Genomic DNA, 20,445 nt, shown 5'->3' with positions numbered 1-20,445 from the left:
TGGGGGCGAGCTCGGCCTCAATGGGCCGCATGAGTCAATTTCGTATCGGACTGGGCTACGACATCCACCGCTTCGCCGAAGGGCGCAAGCTGATCCTCGGCGGGGTCGAAATCCCGCACGACAAAGGCCTCGATGGGCACTCGGATGCCGATTGCCTGACTCACGCACTCGCCGACGCTGTGCTCGGTGCGCTCGGCCTGCCCGACATCGGCCACTTTTTCCCCAATACCGACCCGCGCTGCGAGGGGATGGACTCGCAGGATATTCTCCGCAAGGCCGTCGAAGAGGCGCACAGCCGCGGCTTCCGCGTGGGTAATTGCGACATCGCCCTCATCGCCGAGGAGCCGAAGATCGCTCCCCACCTCGACGCCATGAAGCGCGCTCTGGCCGCCAGTATGCAGATCGAAACGACCGAGGTCGGCCTCAAGGCCACCACCAACGAGAAAATCGGCGACCTCGGCCGCAGCATGGGCATCGCCGCCCACGCGGTCGTCATGCTGGAAAAGGCGTGATTTTTGCGGGGCTGCGCGCCCCGCACCCGCGGCAAACGCTCGGCGTTTGATCCGACTGAGGGGCTTCGCCCCTACGCTCCTTGCAGTCGCTACCCCGATGCCCTCTTAGCGAATGCTGGCTCAGCCTTTAATCGTCATTGAGGTTCATCCCATCACGTGTCCGTCCCAATGGTTGTGGGGTGATCCAGTTTGGATGCTTTGCTCAGCGATTACGGGCAAACAGATTCTCTGTTTCCCGTAATCGCTGACACGATGCACAGCATCGAAAGTGCAGGCCTGGCCTGCCGCGGGCGCGGGCTGCGTAAGCCCGCAAAAACAAGCTCGCGGTCACGCGCCGCGCTTATTCATGAGGAACTCGAGGTAGTCGAGGTCGCCGGGCACGGTCATTTTCGGGTTGGGCCACTCGTTCTCGACGAGGGTGACGCCGATGTGCTGGTAGGCGAGGGCGGCGGTGTCGTCGGTGACGGAGAGGTTATTGAAGCGCAGGCGGCGGTAGGCCTCGACGATCATTTCGCGCTGGAAGGCCTGCGGGGTCTCCATGGCCCAGAGTCCGGAGCGGGGCACGTCGCGCAGCTTACGCTTACGCACGGACCGCTTGGTGGAGGCCTTTTTGATCGTGTCGGTGACCCTGTGGGCGAGTACGGCGGCATTATCGCTTTTGACGGCGTCACGGAGCTTGCGCAGGGCCTCGGGGTGGACGAGCGGTCGGGCACAGTCGTGGATAAAAACATAGTCCACCAGCAGGGAGAGCTCGGTCAGCGCATTGAAGACCGAATCCTGGCGCTCGCGCCCCCCCTCAACCCAGTGAATCGGGTACTGGGCGGGGTTGTTTGCGGCGAGCACCTGCTCGATCTCCTGGCGTTGCTCTTCGTCGCGGTAGACGACGGTGATCTCGTCAATGATGTCTGCTTGATGGAAAGCCCTCAGCGAGTGGGCGACGACGGGCAGGCCGTTGAGCGGGGTCAGGACTTTATCCTGCACGGCCCCGCGCATGCGCGTACCGCTACCGGCACACAGGAAAATGGCTGCGTAAGACATGGGAGCAAGTGTGGTTCAGGCTAAGGAATGGATGGCGGAAAAGCGGTCAACTTGCAGGCTGTGCGGATTAGCGCAGCTCAGCGAGAATCCGTGTGATGGCCTGGCTGGGGTCGTCGGCCTTCAGGATGGGGCGGCCCACCACGATGAACGACGCGCCCTTGGCGCGGGCACCGGCGGGGGTGAGGATACGCTTCTGGTCGTCGGCACTGGCGCCCTCGGGGCGCACGCCGGGGGTGATGATCTTGATCTGCGGCCCCAGCTCCTTACGGACCATGGGCAGCTCCAGCGGGGAGCAGACCAGTCCGCCCAGGCCGGATTCGCTGGTCAGGCGGGCCAGGCGCAGGACCATGGCCTCGGGGTCATCGTCAAAGCCGATCGTGGCGAGGTTCGTGCGGTTCATGGAGGTGAGCACGGTCACGCCCAGCAGGGTGAGGTCCGGGTTGATCTCTGCGGCAGCCTCGGCGGCGCGGCTCATCATCTCCTGGCCGCCCATGGAGTGGAGCGTCAGCATGCCGATGGGCAGGCCCTTGAGGCTGCGTACGGCGGATGCCACGGTGTTCGGGATGTCGTGCAGCTTGAGGTCGAGAAAGACCTGGTAGCCGCGGTCGGCTACCTCCCTGACGAAGTCCGGGCCGTACTTGACGAACAGTTGCAGGCCGATCTTGACCCAGCTGAGCTCATCGCCGCAGCGGTCGAGCATCGCGAAGGCATCCTCACGTGTGGGCACGTCGAGGGCCAGTATCAGTTTACAATCCTCTCTGGGCTGACTCATAAATGGCTTTTCATCTGAACGCATAGCCGACAGTGTGCCAACTTCTTTCGATTTAAAAATGACTGCTGATAAACTGACGCTCGCTGCCCCGGCCAAAGTCAACCTGCTGCTCGCCATCACCGGAGTGCGTGAGGACGGCTTTCACGAGCTGGTCAGTGTGGTTGCGCCGCTGGACTTTGGCGACACGCTGGAAACTATTTACGACCCTCAGGCGGAGGGGCCCGACACACTCCGCTGCGAGATGCCCGGTGTCCCCACGGACAACACCAATCTCGTGCTGCGTGCGGCCGAGCTTTTCCGGGCCAGGACGGGGGTAAAGGGGCGCTTTGACTTTGACCTCGAGAAGCGGATCCCCCACGGGGCCGGGCTCGGTGGCGGCAGTAGCGACGGCGCCTCGGCGCTGCGGGCCATGAACCGCCTCACCGGGGAGCCGCTCAACGATGCGGAACTGGCTGAACTCGCCGCTGAGATGGGCTCGGATTGCCCGCTCTTCCTGCAGGAGGGGCCAGTCGTCATGCGCGGTCGTGGCGAACGGCTCGAAATACTCCCGGATGAGGCCGGTAAGGCGTTACGTGGCATAGGGTTGCTCTTATTTAAGCCCCCCTTCGGAGTGGCGACTGGCTGGGCCTATGGCAGGATGAAGGCCCGGGGTGATGTCTACGCCGATGCTACGCAGATTGAGGCGGGTCTGAGTGACTGGGTATCGGCCCCGGATTTGTCTAAATTCCCGTTTTACAATAACATGCAAAGCGTTGCCTTTGAGAAGCATCGGGCTCTCCCGGTCCTCCTGGAGCAGCTGCGGACGGACTTGGGACTGACCTGCCTGATGAGCGGTAGCGGCAGCTCCTGTTTTGCCCTGACCGACGGGGTGAGTGAGGAAAAGCTGTCCTCGGTTAGGCAGGCAATTGCGGAGGCTTGGGGACCTGAGGCCTTTATACAAGCGGCCCGCACGCTCTGAGGGACGTTTGCCCCTGCCTCGGTGGGGTGCAGAAATTCCTTGCCTTCATGGTTTTCTCGCACGGAAATAGCTGTACACCTGAGCCGCTGAAAAAGGGTAATGACAGACCGTACTAACAAAAAAGAGGAAATTATCCAGGGGGTCGCCGCTTCGCCCGGCGTTGCCCATGGAGAGGTCTTTGTTATCCATCAGCGCGACCTGGAGATTCCCGTGCTGGAGCTGGAGTCTACGTTCATCCCGCGGGAGATTGAGCGTTTCGAGAGAACCCTGGTGGAAACACGCAAGGAGATCATGCGTGTGCGTAACGAGGTGGCCGAGCGTCTGGGCGAGGGCGAGGCCAAGATTTTCGATGCGCACCTGCTGGTGCTTGAGGATACGGCTCTCATCGATGAGACCATCCGTCAGGTGCAGGATACGCACTACAATGTCGAGCATTGCTATGCGGAGGTCGCCCAGCGGTACATCGAGGTGTTTGCCGCGCTGGACGACGAGTACATCAAGGAGCGCATGACGGACATCCGCGACGTCACGCGCCGCGTCCTGCAAAACCTCCTCGGGCAGAGTGCCCAGAATCTTTACGAGCTGACTTCGGAGCGCGTCGTCGCCTCCGAGGATGTCTCCCCCTCCGATGCCGCCCAGCTGGAGGGCAGCAAGGTCATCGCCGTCGTTACCGATGCGGGTAGCCGCACCAGCCACGCGGTCATCATGGCCCGTTCGCTGAAAATCCCCGCTGTGGTCGGCCTGCACGACATCACCAAGCGTCTGGCCAGCGGTGACTATGTGCTGGTGGATGGCTATGACGGCACTGTCATCATCAATCCCGGCGAGGAAACGCTTTTCCGCTATGGCAGGCTCAAGCAGGAGCGCCTGAATATCCAGAAGGCCTTTGAAAAGAGCAGCCTCATGCCTGCCAAGACGCAGGACGGTGTCACCTTTAAGGTCTGCGGTAATATCGGCGGGCCGGAAGAGTGCGGGGCTGTCCTTGCTAACGGGGGTGAAGGCGTCGGTCTTTACCGTACCGAGTCGCTCTTTATCGGGGCGGACAAGTTCCCGACTGAGGAAGAGCAGTATCAGGCTTATCGCCGGACCGTGGAGGCTATCCAGCCGCATCCGATTGTCATCCGTACCCTTGACCTGGGCGGTGATAAGATGGTCAGCAGCCTGAATTACACTCAGGATGAGGAAAATCCCTTCATGGGCTTCCGGGCCATCCGTTTCTGCCTGGAGCATACCGATATTTTCAAGGACCAGCTGCGTGCTATCCTGCGCGCCAGCGCCTTTGGGGACGTGAGCATCATGTACCCGATGATCAGCAGCGTGGAGGAGCTTATCCAGGCCAACCGCGTGCTCGAAGAGGCCAAGGAAGAGCTGCGTCATCGGCATGCGGCCTTCGACGAGAATGTCCGCGTCGGCAGTATGATCGAGATCCCCGGTGCAGCTCTGGTGGCGGACCTGCTGGCCGAGCATTGCGACTTTTTCAGCGTCGGTACAAACGACCTCATCCAGTACCTGCTGGCGGTCGACCGTGTCAATGACCGGATCGCCCACCTCTATCAGCCGAATCACCCGGCGGTCATCCGTACCCTCAGCCAGTTGATGGCTGTGGCCCGCAAGAAGAACATCCCGGTAGGGGTCTGCGGTGAAATGGCGGCTGACCCGATCTATGTGCCGCTGCTCTTCGGGCTGGGCGCGGATACCATCAGTGTGGCTCCGACCTCGCTGCCCGAGATCAAGTACCTGCTGCGCCGCATGAACTTTAAGGAGGCTCAGGCGTTGGCCAAGAAAGTTGCCGGACTGACTGACCCCGAGGCCATCTTTATGGCGCTATCGGCCTTCTATGCCCAGAATATGGGCGACCTCTTCAAGGACGAAGAGTAGGCAGGACGCGGCCGGGTTACACCCGGTGGCATTAATGGCTCCGCTAAGGCAGAGCCACTCCGGGTGGGGCCCGCTATACCCCGCGCTTTTGGCCGAAGAGGTGGACATGCAGGCGGTCGCCCAGACGATAACCGTATTGCTGGCACAGGGGGGCGAGCCAGCGCATTTTCTCGTAAAGAGCGGCAGAGGTCGTTCCCTCGGGCATGAGCAGGATGCGCTCGGCGGGCAGATGGTAACGGCTCTGCAGGGTGCGGATCTCCTCCAGATCCTGCGGTGTCGCCGCCACGAATTTAAACCACGCACGGTCACAACTGGCGAAAAAGCCCAGAGCCTCCGACTTTTCACGTTCGGGTGCTGTATTACCGGAGTTGGCGAGCTTGGGGGAGACGTTATATTGGGCGACAAGGCTATCGAGCGCGGGAGGGGGCGTGAGTGTGCCGTTGGTCTCCACTTCGAAGCGATAGCCGGGGTCTGTCTCGCGAAGCTGGGTGGCGAGGGCCGCGAGCTCACGTCCCTGCACAAGGGGTTCCCCCCCGGTTAGCACGATGTTACGCGCTTTATAGCTGAGGATGTGCTGGACGACCTCGCGGGTGTTTAACTCGATGATTTCCTCCTCGCGCCGATATTTACGGGCATGCTGTGCCGTGTCGGCATCGTGAGGGTAGGGCGTTCCCTCCCAGTTCCAGGTGTAGGCGGTGTCACACCAGCGGCAGTGCAGATTGCACAGAGACAGACGCACGAAAACGCTCGGGGTGCCCACGCTGACGCCCTCGCCCTGCAGACTCTCGAATAGTTCCGGGCCTGTGCCGTTTCTGGCCAGTTTCATACTGGCAGAAGCTGAGCCGTCATTGTGGTGTCAGGCAATCCCAAAGCCTGTATGGCGGTTATTCTTCCAGGATCAGGGTATAGGCACCATCATCCACTACGCGGAAGTTGCCTGATTCTATATCGCCGTCGTCGAGCGCCTGATCTATGATGGTCATCTGCTCGTCGGATACATTTGCGTCCCGTAACGATATGCCAGCTATGATGTCGAAGACTCCTTGTTCCCAGTCCCATTGACCGCCCACGGGGAGTTCTGCTTCGAAGTCGTACGATTTGAGGTACCCCTCCATTTCATCTGGCAGTATCCCTTCGTTAACATCGGATGGCCATGTGCCATGCTCCATGTTGTAGATGGTGAAGGCAGACTTGAACTGGCGAAACCCGTTCATGATGAAGCTGTTCTGCGAGCGTATACGAGCATTGCGTATATTCGGGACAGCGATCGCTGCCAACAATCCCACGATAATCACAACGACCATGATTTCGACCAGGGTGAATCCGGGTCGCTTGCGTCGTGTACCAGCCGACTTGGTGCGTGGCTGGACACTAAAGGGCATGCCTTTGGTCGGCGTGCTTACTCGCAACTGGGGGGCCATTGAGTTCAGCAATGAACATAAATAAAATAATCACCTGGGGCGGGGGTGTTACTCCATTTAGGTGGGTGTTTTGAAGGCAACCGATTAGGTTGTAGGCCCTAAGTATGGCTATGGAGTAAAAATAGACAAGACGATTAATGGCTATCGATCAAATCGGTAATAGCGTCATAATACGTGATTGAAGTTGCTAGTGAGGAACACCTTGCACGCCAAAAATATCCATCCGCCCGCCGCAGATAGGGTAAAATCTGATTCCCGCCGGGGGAATCTTCAAATCTTCAGGTGCTTAGGCTTCTTCGAACTTGCGAGAGAAAAGCTCTTCGAGCTCATCCAGCAATTCGGTGGCCTGGGGGCCTGAGGCGATGAATTTCAGCTCCGAGCCTTGACCGGCTGCGAGCATCATCAGCCCCATAATGCTTTTCCCATTAATCTGGTCGCTGTCTTTTTCGACCCACACTTCCACGCTCTCGTACTTGTTAGAGATACGCACGATCATGGCAGCGGGCCGTGCATGGATACCCATTTTGTTCTGCACCTTCAGAACACGGGTGACTTCGTTGCCATTGTTGGCTCTGTCTTTCAAATCCATATAAGGTGCAACTATTACAACGGTGGGGTTAAGATTGTCAAGGAGAGGTGTCAAGTAAAGCTAATTTCTTGCCAACGCTCCGACACGGCAGCTTTTGATCGGGCAAAATTGCATTGCCGGGCAGGGACTTATGGTAATTATTTGTCCGTGAACACCTAACCCGATAGATATTATGTTCCTAAAAGCGTCTTTCTACTCTCTACTCGTACTCGGACTCACGGCCTCAGCCTCAGCCTCAGACTACTTCGAAGCTGCGGAGGTCTGCTCTATGCAGAGCCAGAGTAATGCCGCTGATCGTTTCGGCGCGGTTGATTTTTCCCAGTTTGTTGCAGGCAGCGCAAACGTTCCGTATGATTATGGTGATACGGGTAATCCCACCATGAAGGGCTTTGCCTACTTCGATCTGGAGAGCGATGATTTGCGCGAGGAGCTAAAGGAAGCCTCCAAGAAGGGGGAGCATGTCGTCCTGAGCTTTGTCCTGCTGCAGGTCGTGGGTAAGCCCCGCCCGCTACGCGTTGAGTACATCGGTACTTTTAAGGACAAAGACTCCGACAAGAGCCGGACACAGCAGTTTCAGGCAAACGAAATCCACCGCGCCAACAATGTGCTGGAGCAGACCGCCGAGCCCGGTCTCAAGCTGGTGGACGTCAGCAGTGTGATCAAGAGTGACCTCGACAAGGGGCGCTGGCTCATCGTCCGCTTTGAGCAGGATGGTCTGCGCATCGAGGACGGGCAGGACGATCTCTATCAGTTCAATGCGAACAACAGCACGGTGCGTCTGACCGTGACCAAGGACAAGAAGATGCTCGATAAGGTGGTCAACCACTACCAGGAAGACGGAGTGGGCGGCATCATTGCCGATATGAACACGAATATCCTGCCCGATATGTCCCAGAAGCCGCTGCCGAAGATGAACAACAACATCTTGCCGGACATGAGCAACGATCCGACCTCTGACATGGATACACAGAATATCCTGCCGGACATGGATACGAAGAATATCATCCAGGATCAGGACAACCAGCAGTAGTCGCCCGCAAGGCGATCTTGGTGGGATCGGCCGTTGTCTTGATGGCAAGCGGTTGATCGGAGACGTTTTTCAGCCAGTGCATCGCGCTTGCTAGAAAGGGTGTTTTCGCGTTTAAATGGGTCTGATGGACGGATCATTGGATAGCGGCGCCACCTTACGGCGTCCCGAGCTGGAGCTGCTGGCTCCTGCCGGGAACTTCACCTGCCTGACGGCTGCCTTAAAGGCAGGGGCGGACGCGGTTTACTTTGGCGCTGATAACTTCAACATGCGCTCGCAGTCGGCTTTTTCGGATACCGACCTGCCGGATATCACCTCTCAGGCGCATGCGGCCGGAGCGAAGGCGTACCTGACCGTTAACACCATCGTCTATGAGGACGAGCGCAGTGTGCTCGACCAGTTGCTTCCTCGTGCCGCTGAGGCGGGGGTGGATGCTATTATCGCCTGGGACCCAGCCGTCCTGCTCGCCGCGCGCCAGCATGGGCTGCCCGTGATGCTCTCTACGCAGGCCTCAGTCGCCAACACCGCGGCGTTGCGCTTTTACCATGACAGCCTGGGGGTGAACCGTGCGGTCCTCGCCCGTGAATGCACGCTGGAGCAGATCCGCCAGATTCGCACGGAGCTCGACGAGGCTGGCTTGGAGCATCTGGAGCTCGAAACCTTTGCCCACGGGGCGATGTGCGTGGCCATCAGCGGCCGGTGCTTCATGTCCTACCACCAGTACGGCAAGTCCGCCAACCGGGGGGAGTGCCTGCAGCCTTGCCGCCGCGAATACAGCGTCTCCTCCAAGGACGGCGATCTGGCCTTTGACCTCGGGCGTGACTACGTCATGAGCCCGAAGGATCTGTGTACGCTGCCCTTTATCGAGCAGCTCATCGAGGCCGGGGTGCACAGCTACAAGATCGAGGGTCGCAACCGCAACCCCGAGTACGTTTCGCTGGTGACGGCTGCCTACCGGCGGGTGCTTGACCACTGTATGAGCCGCCCCGATGCCCCTGATGAGGCCTGGGAAGCCCAGCTCGATGCTATCAAAACCGAAGAGATGGAGCGGCTGCACAGCGTTTACCATCGGGGCTTCTCCGAGGGCTTTTACCATGGGCAACCGCTTAACGCCTGGAGTGAGTCTGCGGGCAGCTCAGCCTCCCGGAAGAAATTCCATATCGGGCGCGTCCTCAACTACTACTCCAAGTCCGGGGTCGCCCATGTGCGTGTGGAGAATCAGGGCCTGAAGGCTGGGGCAGAGGTGATGGTGCTCGGGCCGACGACCGGGGTGGTCGCTTTCTCCTGCCCGGAGATGCGGCTGGAGGAGCGCGTGCTCACCGAAGCTCAGCCCGGCGAGGAAATCACCCTCCCGGTACCGGACAAAGTCCGCCGTAACGACACTGTCTATATCCGCGTCGAGCGCTAGGGCGTGTCTTCGCCAGCTCCGTATATAAAAAAATTGGGGGCAGTGTCCTGCCCCCAACGTGAATCAAAGAATCGTCGTGTGGTCGTGCCTTAGAGCTCGCGGGCGTACTCCTGGAGGGAGCGGACTTCGAGCGGGCGGTTCATCAGAGCCTTGATGCCTTCGAGGGCAGCCTCGGCACCGGTGATGGTGGTCATGATGCACACCCGGCGCATGACAGCCTCCGAGCGGATGACGTTCTCGTCCACGCGCGGGATCTGGCCGGAGGGGGTGTTGATGATCAGGTCCACCTGGTCGTTCTTGAGCATGTCCAGCACGTTCGGGCGGGCGCCTTCGCTGAGCTTGAACAGGCGCTGCACCTCTACGTTGTTCTCCTCCAGAATGTCGGCGGTGCCAGAGGTGGAGAAAATCTTGTAGCCGAGGCTGACGAGCTGGCGGGCGATGTTGATCGCGCGGGGCTTGTCGGCGTCCTTGACGGACATGAAGACGTTGCCTTCGAGCGGCAGGGGTGGCTGTGCGGCCATCTGTGCCTTGGCCATAGCGATGCCCAGATCGTAGTCTGCGCCCATGACCTCACCGGTGCTGCGCATTTCCGGGGAAAGCGTGATCGGGGCGCCGGGGAAGCGCGCGAACGGGAAAACGGATTCCTTGACCGCCCAGTAGTGGGGGATGACCTCCTCGGTGAAGCCGATGTCTACCAGCTTTTCGCCCGCCATGACGCGGGAGGCGAACTTGGCCAGCGGCACGCCGATTGCCTTCGAGACGAAGGGCACCGTGCGCGAGGCGCGGGGGTTAACCTCCAGGACGTAGAGCTCGCCGTCCTTGATCGCGTACTGGACGTTCATCAGGCCGACGACCTGCAGCTCCTTGGCCAGGGCGTAGGTGGCCTGGCGGACGGTTTCGAGAATCTTACGCTCCAGCGTGTGCGGCGGCAGCACCATGGCGGCATCACCACTGTGGACACCGGCGAACTCGATGTGCTCGAGCATGCCGCCGACGACAGTTGTCTCGCCGTCGCTGATGGCGTCCACGTCGAGCTCGATGGCGTCTTCGAGGAACTTGTCCAGCAGGACAGGCTTACCGGGGGCGGCGTCAAAGGCGTTGCGGACGACCTGCTTGAGCTCGTCCATGCCGTAGACGATGAACATGCCCCGGCCACCCAGCACGAAGCTCGGACGGAGCAGGATCGGGAAGCCGATCTGGCCGGCCAGTTCGTAGGCCTCCTCGGAGGTGTTGGCGATGGCATTGATCGGCTGTTGCAGGCCGATGCGGTTGAGGATGTCCTTAAAGAGTTTACGGTCCTCGGCGGCGTCGATCATGTCGGGGTTTGTCCCGATGATGTTGACGCCGTTGTTCTGGAGCTCAGTGGCGAGGTTGAGCGGGGTCTGCCCGCCAAACTGCACGATCGCGCCCGAGCAGCCTTCCTGCTTGTAGATTTCGAGGACGTCCTCAAGCGTGAGTGGCTCGAAGAAAAGGCGGTCCGAGGTGTCGTAGTCGGTCGAGACGGTCTCGGGGTTGGAGTTGACCATGACGGTTTCGTAGCCGATCTCGCGCAGGGCGAAAGAGGCGTGCACGCAGCAGTAGTCGAACTCGATCCCCTGGCCGATGCGGTTCGGCCCGCCCCCGAGGATCATGATCTTTTTCTTGTCCGAGGGGGTGATCTCGTTTTCGTCGCCGTAGCTGGAGTAGTAGTACGGGGTAAAGGCTTCGAACTCGGCGGCACAGGTATCAACCAGGCGGTACACCGTGTTGATCTTGTTGTCCTCGCGCATCTTCTTGATGTTGCGGATCTTGGTGCCGAGGATTTCTGCCAGCTGCTTGTCCGTGAAGCCCGCTTCCTTGGCCTCACGCAGCGTTTCCGGGGTGAGCCCGTTGAAGCCGCTGCGGATCATCTGCATTTCGAGGTCCACGATGCCCTTGATCTGATGCAGGAACCACGGGTCGATCTTGGTGTAGCGCTCGACTTCTTCGAGGGTCATGCCGTTGACGAAGGCGTAGCGGACGTAAAAGAGGCGCTCGGAGGTCGGGTGGGCCAGGCCACCACGGATGACTTCCAGGTCGGTCAGGTCGGTGTCGCCGAACTTGCCGCCGCCGCCGAGGCCGCGGGCGCCGATTTCCAGCGAGCGGAGGGCCTTTTGCAGGGACTCCTTAAAGGTGCGGCCGATAGCCATGGCCTCGCCCACGCTCTTCATGGAGGAGGTCAGGGTCTTGTCCGCGCCGGAGAATTTCTCAAAGGTGAAGCGCGGGATCTTCGTCACCACGTAGTCGATGGTCGGCTCAAAGGAGGCCGGGGTCTCGCGGGTGATGTCGTTGCGCAGCTCGTCCAGAGCGTAGCCGACGGCGAGCTTGGCCGCGATCTTGGCGATCGGGAAGCCCGTGGCCTTCGAGGCCAGCGCGGAGGAGCGGGAGACGCGCGGGTTCATCTCGATCACGACCATGCGGCCGGTTTTCGGGTCGGTCGCGAACTGGATGTTCGAGCCGCCAGTCTCCACGCCGATAGCGCGGATAACGGCAAAGGAGGCGTCGCGCATGAGCTGGTACTCCTTGTCGGTCAGCGTCATGGCCGGGGCCACGGTGATCGAGTCACCGGTGTGGACACCCATCGGGTCGAGATTTTCAATCGAGCAAATGACCACGCACTGGTCCTTGTGGTCGCGCATGACCTCCATCTCGTACTCCTTCCAGCCGAGGAGACACTCCTCGACGAGGACTTCGGTCACGGGGGAGGCGTCGAGCCCGAAGGACACGATCTGCTCAAATTCTTCCTTGTTGTAGGCGATGCCGCCGCCGGTGCCGCCCAGGGTGTAGCTGGGGCGGATGATGAGCGGGTACTTGCCGATCTTCTCGGCAGCGTCGCGCGCCTCGTCCATGGTGTGGGCGGTGTGGCTGTCCGGGATGTCCAGGCCGATCTCGATCATGATCTGGCGGAACTTCTCGCGGTCCTCACCACGCTCGATGGCGTCCTGCTTAGCGCCGATCAGCTCGACGTTGTACTTGTCGAGGATGCCCAGCTCAGCGAGCTTGAGCGACAGGTTCAGGCCGGTCTGCCCCCCGAGGGTGGGCAGGAGCGCCTGCGGCTTTTCGCGGGCGATGATCTTTTCCAGGATCTCGGGCGTGAGCGGCTCGATGTAGGTCACATCGGCGAACTCCGGGTCGGTCATAATGGTGGCCGGGTTGGAGTTCACGAGGACGACGCGGTAGCCTTCCTCGCGCAGGGCCTTACAGGCCTGGGTGCCAGAATAGTCGAATTCACAGGCCTGCCCAATGACGATGGGGCCGGAGCCAATGATGAGAATAGTGTCGATATCGGTACGCTTGGGCATCAGAGAAATGTTTAACCGGGTACCCTTGCAGAATTTCGCCGGATGAAAAGCATTTTCCGGGAAAGTCTGCTCAAGGGATGTCAAACCAGGCAGTTAGACTTCTTATTTACGCTTGGTTTCTGGGGCAATGGAAGTCGCCTTCAACGTGTTTTTTGGCGTCAGACGTCTGGGGTTGCTTGCTTCATTCCCTCTGCACGTCTCAGCTGGTGCTGGAGTAAGGGCAGGGAGACCATGTAGGCACAGGTGAGGATGACGGTTACTATGGGTGCCGGGAGGGGCTTTATGCCGTGGGCGCGGAGCGTTTTGGTCACCCCGACGAGCCCATAGCAGACGATGAAGAGCATCGCGGTGCCCGTGATAACCGCGACCACCAACAAAATCAGGGAGAAATGCTCCTGCCCGCCCGCGATCTCGTCCTTGATAAAGATTTTCTCCGTGAAAAACGCGCTCAGGCACACGGCCGTACAGGCCAGAAAGGTCCACACCAGCAGCTTCAGGGGGATGCGTGGCCCGCCGTTGAGGCGGTTGGCGTCCTTCATCAGCATAAACGCCCAAATAAAGCCGTGGCAGCCCAGCGTCAGGATGACGATCAGCCAGTTGATAAACGGATGATGGCGGACGAATCTGCGGAGCACGGGAAGCCTGCGTTTCGGGCATGCTGAACGACCGACCATGGATAGGCCAGTGCAGAATCAACGGACTCGTGGCCTTCGTCTGCCGGCACCGTTCAAGACCACAAAAAAGCCTCCGCATGTGCGGAGGCTTTGGTCTTGATTCGATTAATAACAGGGGTAGGCACGCAGTGCCGTAGGGGCGACGCCCCTCAATGTCCCGTGCGGTCACGCACCTGCCGCACTTACTCTGCCGAGAAGCGGAAGATCGTGCGCGAGGTGAAGTCCTGTCCGGGGCGCAGGACGATGTCACCGAGGGTGTCGGGCTTGTTGATGCCTTCGGGGCAGGCCTGCGTTTCCAGGCAGAAGCCCGCGTGCAGCTGGTAGACGCCGTGTTTGCCGGTGACGACCTCCTCCTCGATCATGGCGCTGGTGTAGAGCTGCATGCCGGGCTCGGTGGTCAGGCACTCCAGCACGCGGCCGCTCTCGGGCTCACGGATGCGGACCACCAGACGGGGCTCGTCGGTGCGGCCACCTTCAAAGAAGTAGTTGTCGCCGTGCTTCTTGTGCATGCCGGCGATGCGCTCACGCAGGATCACCGGTTGGCGGAAGTCGTTGGCCTGGCCCTCGACGCTGCGTACCTCGCCGGTCAGGGTCATTTCGCCGTCGGCGACGGCGTAGGAGTCGGCCAGGATCTGGAACTCATGCCCGAGGATGTTGCCGTTGGCCTCGCCCTTGAGGTTGAAGTAGGCGTGATTGGTCACGGCCAGCGGGGTGGCCTTGTCGGTGGTAAAGGCGTAGTCGATGACGAGTTCGTTGTCGTCGGTGAGGGTGTAGGTGACGGTGCCGTCGAGGTTGCCGGGGAAGCCGTTGTGGCCGTCCGGGTCGAGATAGTGGAGCTTGAGGACGGAGGCGCCGTCTTCTTCCAGAGCGGTCGGCTCCCAGACCTGCTTGTCAAAGCCGTCGGTGCCGCCGTGCAGGGCGTTCTCGCCGTTGTTTTTCTCCAGTTCATAGGTGGTACCGTCGAGGGTGAACTTCCCCCCGGTGATGCGCCCGGCTACGCGCCCGGTGATCGCTCCAAAGAAGGGGTGTCCGGCGATGTAGCCCTTGATGCCCTTTTTACCCAGAAGGATGTCAGCCATGTTTCCGTCCTTGTCCGGCACCTCCAGGGAGAGCAGCAGGCCCCCGTAGTTGCTGACGCAGAGGCGCACGCCGTTCTTGTTGGTGAGGGTGAACTTCTCGACCTCGCGGCCGTCACGAAGTTTACCAAAGGATTCGCGGGTAATCGACATAAGCCGACATTGTGAACCGTGCGCACGCCGACGACAAGCTTGACTTACTGACGAAAAAGCCGGTTGCCCCGCATGGGAACAACCGGCTGCAAAATGGGAAAAGGAGAGGGCGACTACTGGGCCTTGCGGCGGCGCAGGGCAGCATAGCCGAGGATGACGGCGCCAGCCATCAGTGCATAGGTGCTCGGCTCGGGGATAGCGTCGATGGTGCCTGTCAGCGGCAGGTTCTGCCAGCCAAGGTTCTCCATGTAAACCTTGAGCCCGGTCTGCGAGTTCTCGAGGTCATAGAGTGAGGGGTCCAGCGTTGCGGGCGGTGCCGTCAGGCTGGCCGCACCGTTAGGGATGATCGGCTCCAGCGTAATGTTGAGACTCAGGAAGGTTCTATCCAAAATGGTGCTATCCGTGAGGTATTCGGTGCCATAATTGGTGGTGAACTGGATGCTGTGGTAGTCGCCACTGCCGCCTGAATAATTCGTTATGGTGAACAAGGCCGCGTCCTCAACCGCCGCTGTCGTGAAGTTTTCGTTCTCTCCGTAGAGGGTGAGCTCAAATTCCGTCAGGCGAAACTGCGCCTGGGTCGAGGTCGAGGAGAGAGGGGTTGCCGCGGTGTCCCACTGCAGGGTGGCCGACCAGGCAGAGCCCACGGGGAACTCTGCGTTAAAGTTGGGAGCCGAGCCTGAGCCGTTATAGCTCGTGACCCCTATGAGAGTGGTCGTGTAGACCGCAGCTGAGGCCGGGATGGTGATGGCCAGAAAAATAGCGAATAGAGTGATGCGATTAGGTGTCATATTGGATCCAATAAACTTAGCTTATTGGGCGTATGAAATCGTAAAACCCCGCCGAGGTGTCAACGGCTAACTGTTTGCAAATGATCATGGAGACTCCTGGTCGGGGCTGGATGTCGTTTTTTTAATCCTGAAGCATGGGGTAAGGTTGGTGGGCTCGGCGCTTGCGTGTGGCAACAGGAGTGGTAAGAAATGTCTCATCCGTGAAAACCTTTCTATCCATAGTGGTCCTGCTGGCGTGCCTGCCGGTGGTGGCAGCTTACGAGACGGTGAGATTCGATGCCTTTGACGGGATCGACATCACGGCGGATGTTTATTGGGCGGACAAGGATGACCCGCAGACCCCTTTTATTGTGTTGCTGCATCAGGCCGGATACAGCCGGGGGGAGTACCGGGAGATCGCGCCGAAGCTGGTGGCCATGGGGTATAACTGCATGGCGGTGGATTTGCGCAGCGGCAGCGGCGTGCGAACGGTCATCAATGAAACTGCCCGCGAGGCGGTGGAGGCCCGTCAATCTCCGACCTATCTGGACGCGATAACGGACATCCTGGATGCGATCTACTATGCCCGTGACCACTATGCACGCGGTGACTTGATCCTGTGGGGGAGCTCTTACTCGGCCTCGCTGGCGCTAAAGATGGCCGCAGACCGTCCCCGACTGGTTCAGGGCGTCATCGCCTTCTCGCCGGGAGAGTACTTTAACCACCTCGGCAAGCCGAACAATTGGATCGCCGAGAGTAGCCGTACGCTGGAGATGCCGGTTTTTATTGCTTCAGCGCACCACGAGGAACGCCTCTGGGGCCACATCTATCAGGGGATTTACTCCGAGGACAGGGTTGCCTACATCCCCGAGCGCGGCGGCGTCCATGGCTCACGCGCGCTATGGGCTGAGTCGCCCGACCATGAAGGGTATTGGCAGGCCGTGACGGCTTTTCTGAAGCGGTATTTCCCGGTGGGTGAATCCGGAGAAGAGGCTGCTAGTCCTTCGAAGTAGTGCGCTGTTTGAGCGTTCGGCTCATGGGGCTTTCGCCTTGCCGAAAGGCTGGGGTAAAGCATGATAGCGGCATGAAGTACATCCTCTCCTTCTGTCTCCTCTCTCTCTTTTCGTTTTTCTTCAGTGCCTGCCAAAGTGGTGCTGGCTCTACCCAGAGCCTTTCCGACGGTGATACGATTGGCCTGGGCAGTAACGGCAGCACCCTCCTGCTCAAGGTGGGCGAGTCTTTTGTCGTCAGCCTGCCTACCAATGCCTCGACGGGATACAGCTGGGAGCTGAGCGACTCTTACAAGAGCGTGCTCCGTCAGGGCGGAGGTAATACGCAGAATATGACCTCGGACCATCAGACCGCGATGAACGATGGCGCTCCCGCGATGTTGGGAGCCCCTACGCTCAAAAGCTGGACCTTCACCGCGAGCAAAGCCGGGGAGGCGCCCCTGCATTTTGAGTATCTGCGCCCCTGGGAGAAGGACTCGGACCCGGCCAAGGTATTTGAAGTCACCATCAAGGTCTCCGAATAGCCGCGGACCAAGCGCTCCTTACGATTGACGTTTTGGGCAGAATCGTTAAGGGTAATTGGCGTACATTATCGTTCACCCAATGCTCCATGTGGTGGCTGGGCTCGTGATAACGGCGAGCTATTATGCCACGGGGGCGAGGCTCTCTCTGTATGAAAAAACTCCTTCTCCTCCCACTGCTGGCGCTCGTCCTGAGCGGTTGCGATACGGTTAACACTGTCGAGCGTGCCAACCCGGAAATGACGCCCGACTACGTTGCTGCCAAGAAGGTGGTCACCGACCCCAGTTTGGCTGACATCGTTTCGATAGAAAACGTCATCCAGAGTACGGTCAGCGGTAATCTGCTGAAGATCCAGGTCGAGCTGAAGAACAAGACCAACAGCTACCATCGCTTCCTCTACCGCTTCCAGTGGTTCGACAAGGACGGTATGCAGGTCACCCGCGCTGCTCCGCCGTGGCGTACCAGCCAGGTCGAGGGTCGCGAGACCGTTTATGTATCCGGCGTTTCTCCCAGCCCGAACGCGGCTGACTTCCGGCTAGAGCTGCTCGATTCGCTCAACCCCACCAGCGGTGGCGTGGGCGGCACATCCAGCAACCCTCGCTCTCGTACACCCGGGAAGTAAGGCACCCGTCAGGGGCGCTGGCCTCATCTGCTCCCGCTGTGTCCCGCAAATGCGCGGTGCGTGAGCGTATGGACCATTCCTGGGCAATCAGATAAAAAGCGTGATTTTCGCGCGTGGCTGTGGCATGCCTAGAGCTTTGATTATGGCGAACGAAAACAAACAGGCGACCTGGGGTGGGCGGTTCAAGGACGGCCCCGCAGAACTGATGCAGCGCTTTAGCGAGTCGATCTCCTTCGACTGGCGTCTGGCACCCTTTGACGTGCAGGTCAGTAAGGCCCACGCAGCCATGCTGAACCACATCGGCCTGATGAGTGCGGACGAGCTGCAGGCCGTGCGTGACGGGCTCGACGCTGTGCTGGCCGACATCGAGTCGGGCGAGCTCGTTCCCAATATCGCCAGTGAGGATGTTCATATGAATATCGAGCAGGCCCTCACGAAAAAGACCCCTGCCGGGGCGCGCCTGCAGACGGCCCGCAGCCGTAATGATCAGGTCGCCACGGATATGCGCCTGTTTTTCCGTGACGCCTGCGGTAAAGTTTCCGCCCAACTGAAGCAACTCCTGCGTGTCATCGTGGAGCAGGCCGAGGCCAACCAGCAGATCGTGATCCCCGGCTATACGCACTTGCAGCGGGCTCAACCGGTCTCGATGGCCCATCATCTCTTGGCCTGGGCGCAGATGTTCGGGCGTGACCTGGAGCGCTTTGAGGCGCTGGCCGAGCGCGCCAATATCTGCCCGCTCGGTTCGGGTGCATTGGCCGGGAGCACTCTGCCCATCGACCGCGCTTTCGTGGCGAAGGAGCTGGGCTTCGTCGATGCGAACGGCGAGCCGCGCCTCACCGCCAACAGCATGGACGCCGTGGCCGACCGTGACCTCTTTATCGAGTTCGCCAACGCCGGGGCCATCTGCGGCGTGCATCTTTCCCGCGTCTCGGAGGACGGTATCCTGTGGAACAGCGCGGAGTTCGGCTACGTGCGCTTCTCCGATGCCTTTACGACGGGCTCCAGCCTGATGCCGCAGAAGAAGAACCCGGACTCGCTGGAACTGCTCCGGGGCAAATCGGCCCGCCTTCAGGGTAACCTGCAGACGCTGCTCACGCTCTCCAAGGGCCTGCCGTTGACCTACAACCGCGACCTGCAGGAGGACAAGCCGCCGGTCTTCGACACCTTTGATACGCTCATGATCAGCCTTGAGGTGCTGGCTGGCACGCTTGCCGGGATGACGGTGCGTGCCGACAAGTGCACGGCTGCGGTCTCCGACCCGCTCCTGCTGGCAACGGATCTGGCCGACTACCTCGTGGCGAAAGAAGTGCCCTTCCGTGAGGCACACCACGCCATCGGGACTTTGGTTGGTATGGCCGAGGAGCAGAACGTGCCGCTCAACCAGCTCCCCTTTGACGCGGTGAAAAAGGTCAACCCGGCCTTTGACGCCGACTGGGTGGATGTCTTTGACCTCAAGCGTGCCCTCAGCCTGCGCGAACGCCCCGGTATGCCCGGGCCCGAGCAAACCGTCGCCCGGATAGCCGCCTGGCGTAAGCGCCTCGGCTAGGAGAGTTTTCTCTGGGCTGATGCGGCCCAGACCCGCAACAGGTCCGGCTGGACCAGCATTTTAGCCTGCACTTTCGATGCTGCGCAGAGCATCAAAACTGGGTCGCACCATTAATTCGGGGCAGCGACTGAAAGGAGCGATGGGGCAGAGCCCCATCATTGTCCAGTGCGGTCACGCACTCATAATCTCGTCGTAGCGAGAGAAGTATCCGGCGTAGAAGCTGAATATCTGGATGACGACGAGCACAGCTACGATGGCGAAGAGTAGGGTCGGGTAGAGGATCATGGCGACGTTGAGCCCCATGTTCGCCTTGTCCTGATAGCGGCGGCCGATCGCACCGAGCGTGGTGTCGAGCTGTCCGCTTTGCTCACCGCTGGTATAGAGCGAAATAAAATCTGCGGGGAAGCAGCCGCTGGAAGCTAGGTGGCGGCTGGGCTGCTCACTGCGGCGGATGGCTTCGCAGATGTTTTGAGCGGCGCGGTTCAGGCGGGCGTCCCCGGTGATAGCTCCCGCGCGTGCCCAGCTCTCGCCGATGGGCAGTCCGGCCTCGACGAAGCTTTTCAGGGCAAAGGACAGGTCGGCGATGCGCTGAGAGCGTGAATAGCCCCGCAGTCCCGGCAACAGCCCCATCAGGAATGTGATAATCGGGCTACCGGTTTTTACCAAAAAGGCGGCCAGGAAAAAGAGTGCCCAGAGGATGCCCAGCGGGAGCAGCAAATTGATGAGAAAGTGGGGGAGATTAAAAACAAAGCCTCCCTGCTTGTTGATCTGGCTCAGGATAGCGTGGGCGAGGACCCCCAGATGCAGGATACCCAGCGGATAGGCGCAGGCGAGCAGGCATTTTTGCTGGGTCGAGGCGATGCGCCGGTGGCGCTCAGCCAGCCCGGCGAGGGTCTGGGGGAATCGGCCAGTGAGCGCCGCAGCCCCGAGAAACTGCCGGTCGGCAGTGGGGAGCCAGTCGGGGGCCTTACTGAGCATCTGCTCGATGTCCTGCCCGGTGTGCAGGGCCGCAGCCATGCGCTGGCGGTCGTGGGCGGGTGGCCCGCTGGTGGACTCCAAGGCGGTCGGCAGTCCGATCCCGGCCTCCATGAGTTGGGCCAGTTGCAGGTACCACGTGCTCAGCTTCTTATGGGATAATGTCATGGCCGTATA

At 60.2% G+C, this 20,445-nt stretch carries 19 protein-coding genes; 9 read left to right on the top strand and 10 right to left on the bottom strand.

What is annotated here, in order from left to right:
• Positions 1–29: 29 nt before the first annotated feature.
• A complete protein-coding gene (gene ispF, locus K0V07_RS01405) occupies positions 30–512 on the top strand; it encodes a 2-C-methyl-D-erythritol 2,4-cyclodiphosphate synthase (protein ID WP_220622747.1) in 483 nt (160 codons plus the stop codon).
• Positions 513–839: 327 nt separating this feature from the next.
• On the opposite strand, the gene ispD is transcribed toward ispF, so the two are convergent.
• Positions 840–1,550 (bottom strand): 2-C-methyl-D-erythritol 4-phosphate cytidylyltransferase, encoded by a 711-nt coding sequence (gene ispD, locus K0V07_RS01400; RefSeq protein WP_220622746.1) that lies wholly within the window; start codon positions 1,548–1,550, stop codon positions 840–842.
• 67 nt (positions 1,551–1,617) lie between these two features.
• On the bottom strand, positions 1,618–2,322 hold the full coding sequence (pyrF, locus tag K0V07_RS01395) for an orotidine-5'-phosphate decarboxylase (RefSeq protein WP_220622745.1): 705 nt from the start codon (positions 2,320–2,322) through the stop codon (positions 1,618–1,620).
• 58 nt (positions 2,323–2,380) lie between these two features.
• On the opposite strand from pyrF, the gene ispE reads away from it, so the two are divergent.
• A complete protein-coding gene (gene ispE / locus K0V07_RS01390; protein WP_220622744.1) occupies positions 2,381–3,280 on the top strand; it encodes a 4-(cytidine 5'-diphospho)-2-C-methyl-D-erythritol kinase in 900 nt (299 codons plus the stop codon).
• A 99-nt stretch (positions 3,281–3,379) separates the two neighbouring features.
• Entirely contained in the window at positions 3,380–5,158 is a 1,779-nt protein-coding gene (ptsP, locus tag K0V07_RS01385) for a phosphoenolpyruvate--protein phosphotransferase (RefSeq protein ID WP_220622743.1), read from the top strand.
• Positions 5,159–5,231: 73 nt separating this feature from the next.
• Here ptsP and K0V07_RS01380 read toward each other — a convergent pair whose 3' ends face one another.
• From K0V07_RS01380 to K0V07_RS01370, 3 genes are all read right to left on the bottom strand, one after another.
• The gene (locus tag K0V07_RS01380) at positions 5,232–5,984 is read right to left on the bottom strand and encodes a 7-carboxy-7-deazaguanine synthase QueE (protein WP_220622742.1); all 753 of its coding nucleotides are present in this window, start codon (positions 5,982–5,984) and stop codon (positions 5,232–5,234) included.
• A gap of 58 nt (positions 5,985–6,042) precedes the next feature.
• Positions 6,043–6,579 carry a prepilin-type N-terminal cleavage/methylation domain-containing protein gene (locus K0V07_RS16630; RefSeq protein WP_345778160.1) on the bottom strand — a complete coding sequence of 179 codons (537 nt, stop codon included), beginning with the start codon at positions 6,577–6,579 and terminating at the stop codon, positions 6,043–6,045.
• Between the two features lie 286 nt (positions 6,580–6,865).
• The gene (locus K0V07_RS01370; RefSeq protein WP_220622741.1) at positions 6,866–7,168 is read right to left on the bottom strand and encodes an HPr family phosphocarrier protein; all 303 of its coding nucleotides are present in this window, start codon (positions 7,166–7,168) and stop codon (positions 6,866–6,868) included.
• A gap of 172 nt (positions 7,169–7,340) precedes the next feature.
• Here K0V07_RS01370 and K0V07_RS01365 point away from each other — a divergent pair, with 172 nt between their 5' ends.
• Together K0V07_RS01365 and K0V07_RS01360 are read left to right on the top strand one after the other, a co-directional pair.
• Positions 7,341–8,198, top strand: coding sequence for a hypothetical protein (locus K0V07_RS01365; RefSeq protein ID WP_220622740.1), 858 nt, complete (start codon positions 7,341–7,343; stop codon positions 8,196–8,198).
• A 124-nt stretch (positions 8,199–8,322) separates the two neighbouring features.
• On the top strand, positions 8,323–9,603 hold the full coding sequence (locus K0V07_RS01360; protein ID WP_220622739.1) for a U32 family peptidase: 1,281 nt from the start codon (positions 8,323–8,325) through the stop codon (positions 9,601–9,603).
• 89 nt (positions 9,604–9,692) lie between these two features.
• Here the strand turns inward: K0V07_RS01360 and carB are convergent, their stop codons facing one another.
• The 4 genes from carB to K0V07_RS01340 all read right to left on the bottom strand — a co-directional run bounded on the left by carB (position 9,693) and on the right by K0V07_RS01340 (position 15,614).
• On the bottom strand, positions 9,693–12,923 hold the full coding sequence (gene carB / locus K0V07_RS01355; protein WP_220622738.1) for a carbamoyl-phosphate synthase large subunit: 3,231 nt from the start codon (positions 12,921–12,923) through the stop codon (positions 9,693–9,695).
• A gap of 158 nt (positions 12,924–13,081) precedes the next feature.
• A complete protein-coding gene (locus K0V07_RS01350) occupies positions 13,082–13,558 on the bottom strand; it encodes a hypothetical protein (RefSeq protein WP_220622737.1) in 477 nt (158 codons plus the stop codon).
• Between the two features lie 221 nt (positions 13,559–13,779).
• A complete protein-coding gene (locus K0V07_RS01345) occupies positions 13,780–14,826 on the bottom strand; it encodes an aldose epimerase family protein (protein ID WP_220622736.1) in 1,047 nt (348 codons plus the stop codon).
• Between the two features lie 113 nt (positions 14,827–14,939).
• Positions 14,940–15,614, bottom strand: coding sequence for a PEP-CTERM sorting domain-containing protein (locus tag K0V07_RS01340; RefSeq protein WP_220622735.1), 675 nt, complete (start codon positions 15,612–15,614; stop codon positions 14,940–14,942).
• A 200-nt stretch (positions 15,615–15,814) separates the two neighbouring features.
• Between K0V07_RS01340 and K0V07_RS01335 the strand changes: the two genes are divergently transcribed.
• From K0V07_RS01335 to argH, 4 genes are all read left to right on the top strand, one after another.
• Positions 15,815–16,606 carry an alpha/beta fold hydrolase gene (locus K0V07_RS01335; RefSeq protein ID WP_220622734.1) on the top strand — a complete coding sequence of 264 codons (792 nt, stop codon included), beginning with the start codon at positions 15,815–15,817 and terminating at the stop codon, positions 16,604–16,606.
• Between the two features lie 71 nt (positions 16,607–16,677).
• Complete coding sequence (locus K0V07_RS01330) at positions 16,678–17,127, top strand: protease inhibitor I42 family protein (protein ID WP_220622733.1); 450 nt, start codon at positions 16,678–16,680, stop codon at positions 17,125–17,127.
• Positions 17,128–17,276: 149 nt separating this feature from the next.
• A complete protein-coding gene (locus K0V07_RS01325) occupies positions 17,277–17,747 on the top strand; it encodes a YcfL family protein (RefSeq protein ID WP_220622732.1) in 471 nt (156 codons plus the stop codon).
• A 142-nt stretch (positions 17,748–17,889) separates the two neighbouring features.
• On the top strand, positions 17,890–19,293 hold the full coding sequence (argH, locus tag K0V07_RS01320) for an argininosuccinate lyase (protein WP_220622731.1): 1,404 nt from the start codon (positions 17,890–17,892) through the stop codon (positions 19,291–19,293).
• A gap of 171 nt (positions 19,294–19,464) precedes the next feature.
• Here the strand turns inward: argH and K0V07_RS01315 are convergent, their stop codons facing one another.
• Positions 19,465–20,436 carry a type II secretion system F family protein gene (locus K0V07_RS01315; protein ID WP_220622730.1) on the bottom strand — a complete coding sequence of 324 codons (972 nt, stop codon included), beginning with the start codon at positions 20,434–20,436 and terminating at the stop codon, positions 19,465–19,467.
• Positions 20,437–20,445: the final 9 nt, after the last annotated feature.

It is taken from the genome of Ruficoccus sp. ZRK36 (genome assembly GCF_019603315.1).
Taxonomy (GTDB): domain Bacteria; phylum Verrucomicrobiota; class Verrucomicrobiia; order Opitutales; family Cerasicoccaceae; genus Ruficoccus.
This window is presented reverse-complemented; position numbering and strand designations above follow the sequence as displayed.

What these genes read in the sequence shown, in the direction of transcription:
- ispF (WP_220622747.1), top strand. Translation starts at nt 30, where the DNA reads ATGAGTCAATTTCGTATCGGACTGGGCTACGACATCCACCGCTTCGCC.
- ispD (WP_220622746.1), bottom strand. Translation starts at nt 1,550, where the DNA reads ATGTCTTACGCAGCCATTTTCCTGTGTGCCGGTAGCGGTACGCGCATG.
- pyrF (WP_220622745.1), bottom strand. Translation starts at nt 2,322, where the DNA reads ATGAGTCAGCCCAGAGAGGATTGTAAACTGATACTGGCCCTCGACGTG.
- ispE (WP_220622744.1), top strand. Translation starts at nt 2,381, where the DNA reads ATGACTGCTGATAAACTGACGCTCGCTGCCCCGGCCAAAGTCAACCTG.
- ptsP (WP_220622743.1), top strand. Translation starts at nt 3,380, where the DNA reads ATGACAGACCGTACTAACAAAAAAGAGGAAATTATCCAGGGGGTCGCC.
- K0V07_RS01380 (WP_220622742.1), bottom strand. Translation starts at nt 5,984, where the DNA reads ATGAAACTGGCCAGAAACGGCACAGGCCCGGAACTATTCGAGAGTCTG.
- K0V07_RS16630 (WP_345778160.1), bottom strand. Translation starts at nt 6,579, where the DNA reads ATGGCCCCCCAGTTGCGAGTAAGCACGCCGACCAAAGGCATGCCCTTT.
- K0V07_RS01370 (WP_220622741.1), bottom strand. Translation starts at nt 7,168, where the DNA reads ATGGATTTGAAAGACAGAGCCAACAATGGCAACGAAGTCACCCGTGTT.
- K0V07_RS01365 (WP_220622740.1), top strand. Translation starts at nt 7,341, where the DNA reads ATGTTCCTAAAAGCGTCTTTCTACTCTCTACTCGTACTCGGACTCACG.
- K0V07_RS01360 (WP_220622739.1), top strand. Translation starts at nt 8,323, where the DNA reads ATGGACGGATCATTGGATAGCGGCGCCACCTTACGGCGTCCCGAGCTG.
- carB (WP_220622738.1), bottom strand. Translation starts at nt 12,923, where the DNA reads ATGCCCAAGCGTACCGATATCGACACTATTCTCATCATTGGCTCCGGC.
- K0V07_RS01345 (WP_220622736.1), bottom strand. Translation starts at nt 14,826, where the DNA reads ATGTCGATTACCCGCGAATCCTTTGGTAAACTTCGTGACGGCCGCGAG.
- K0V07_RS01340 (WP_220622735.1), bottom strand. Translation starts at nt 15,614, where the DNA reads ATGACACCTAATCGCATCACTCTATTCGCTATTTTTCTGGCCATCACC.
- K0V07_RS01330 (WP_220622733.1), top strand. Translation starts at nt 16,678, where the DNA reads ATGAAGTACATCCTCTCCTTCTGTCTCCTCTCTCTCTTTTCGTTTTTC.
- K0V07_RS01325 (WP_220622732.1), top strand. Translation starts at nt 17,277, where the DNA reads ATGAAAAAACTCCTTCTCCTCCCACTGCTGGCGCTCGTCCTGAGCGGT.
- argH (WP_220622731.1), top strand. Translation starts at nt 17,890, where the DNA reads ATGGCGAACGAAAACAAACAGGCGACCTGGGGTGGGCGGTTCAAGGAC.
- K0V07_RS01315 (WP_220622730.1), bottom strand. Translation starts at nt 20,436, where the DNA reads ATGACATTATCCCATAAGAAGCTGAGCACGTGGTACCTGCAACTGGCC.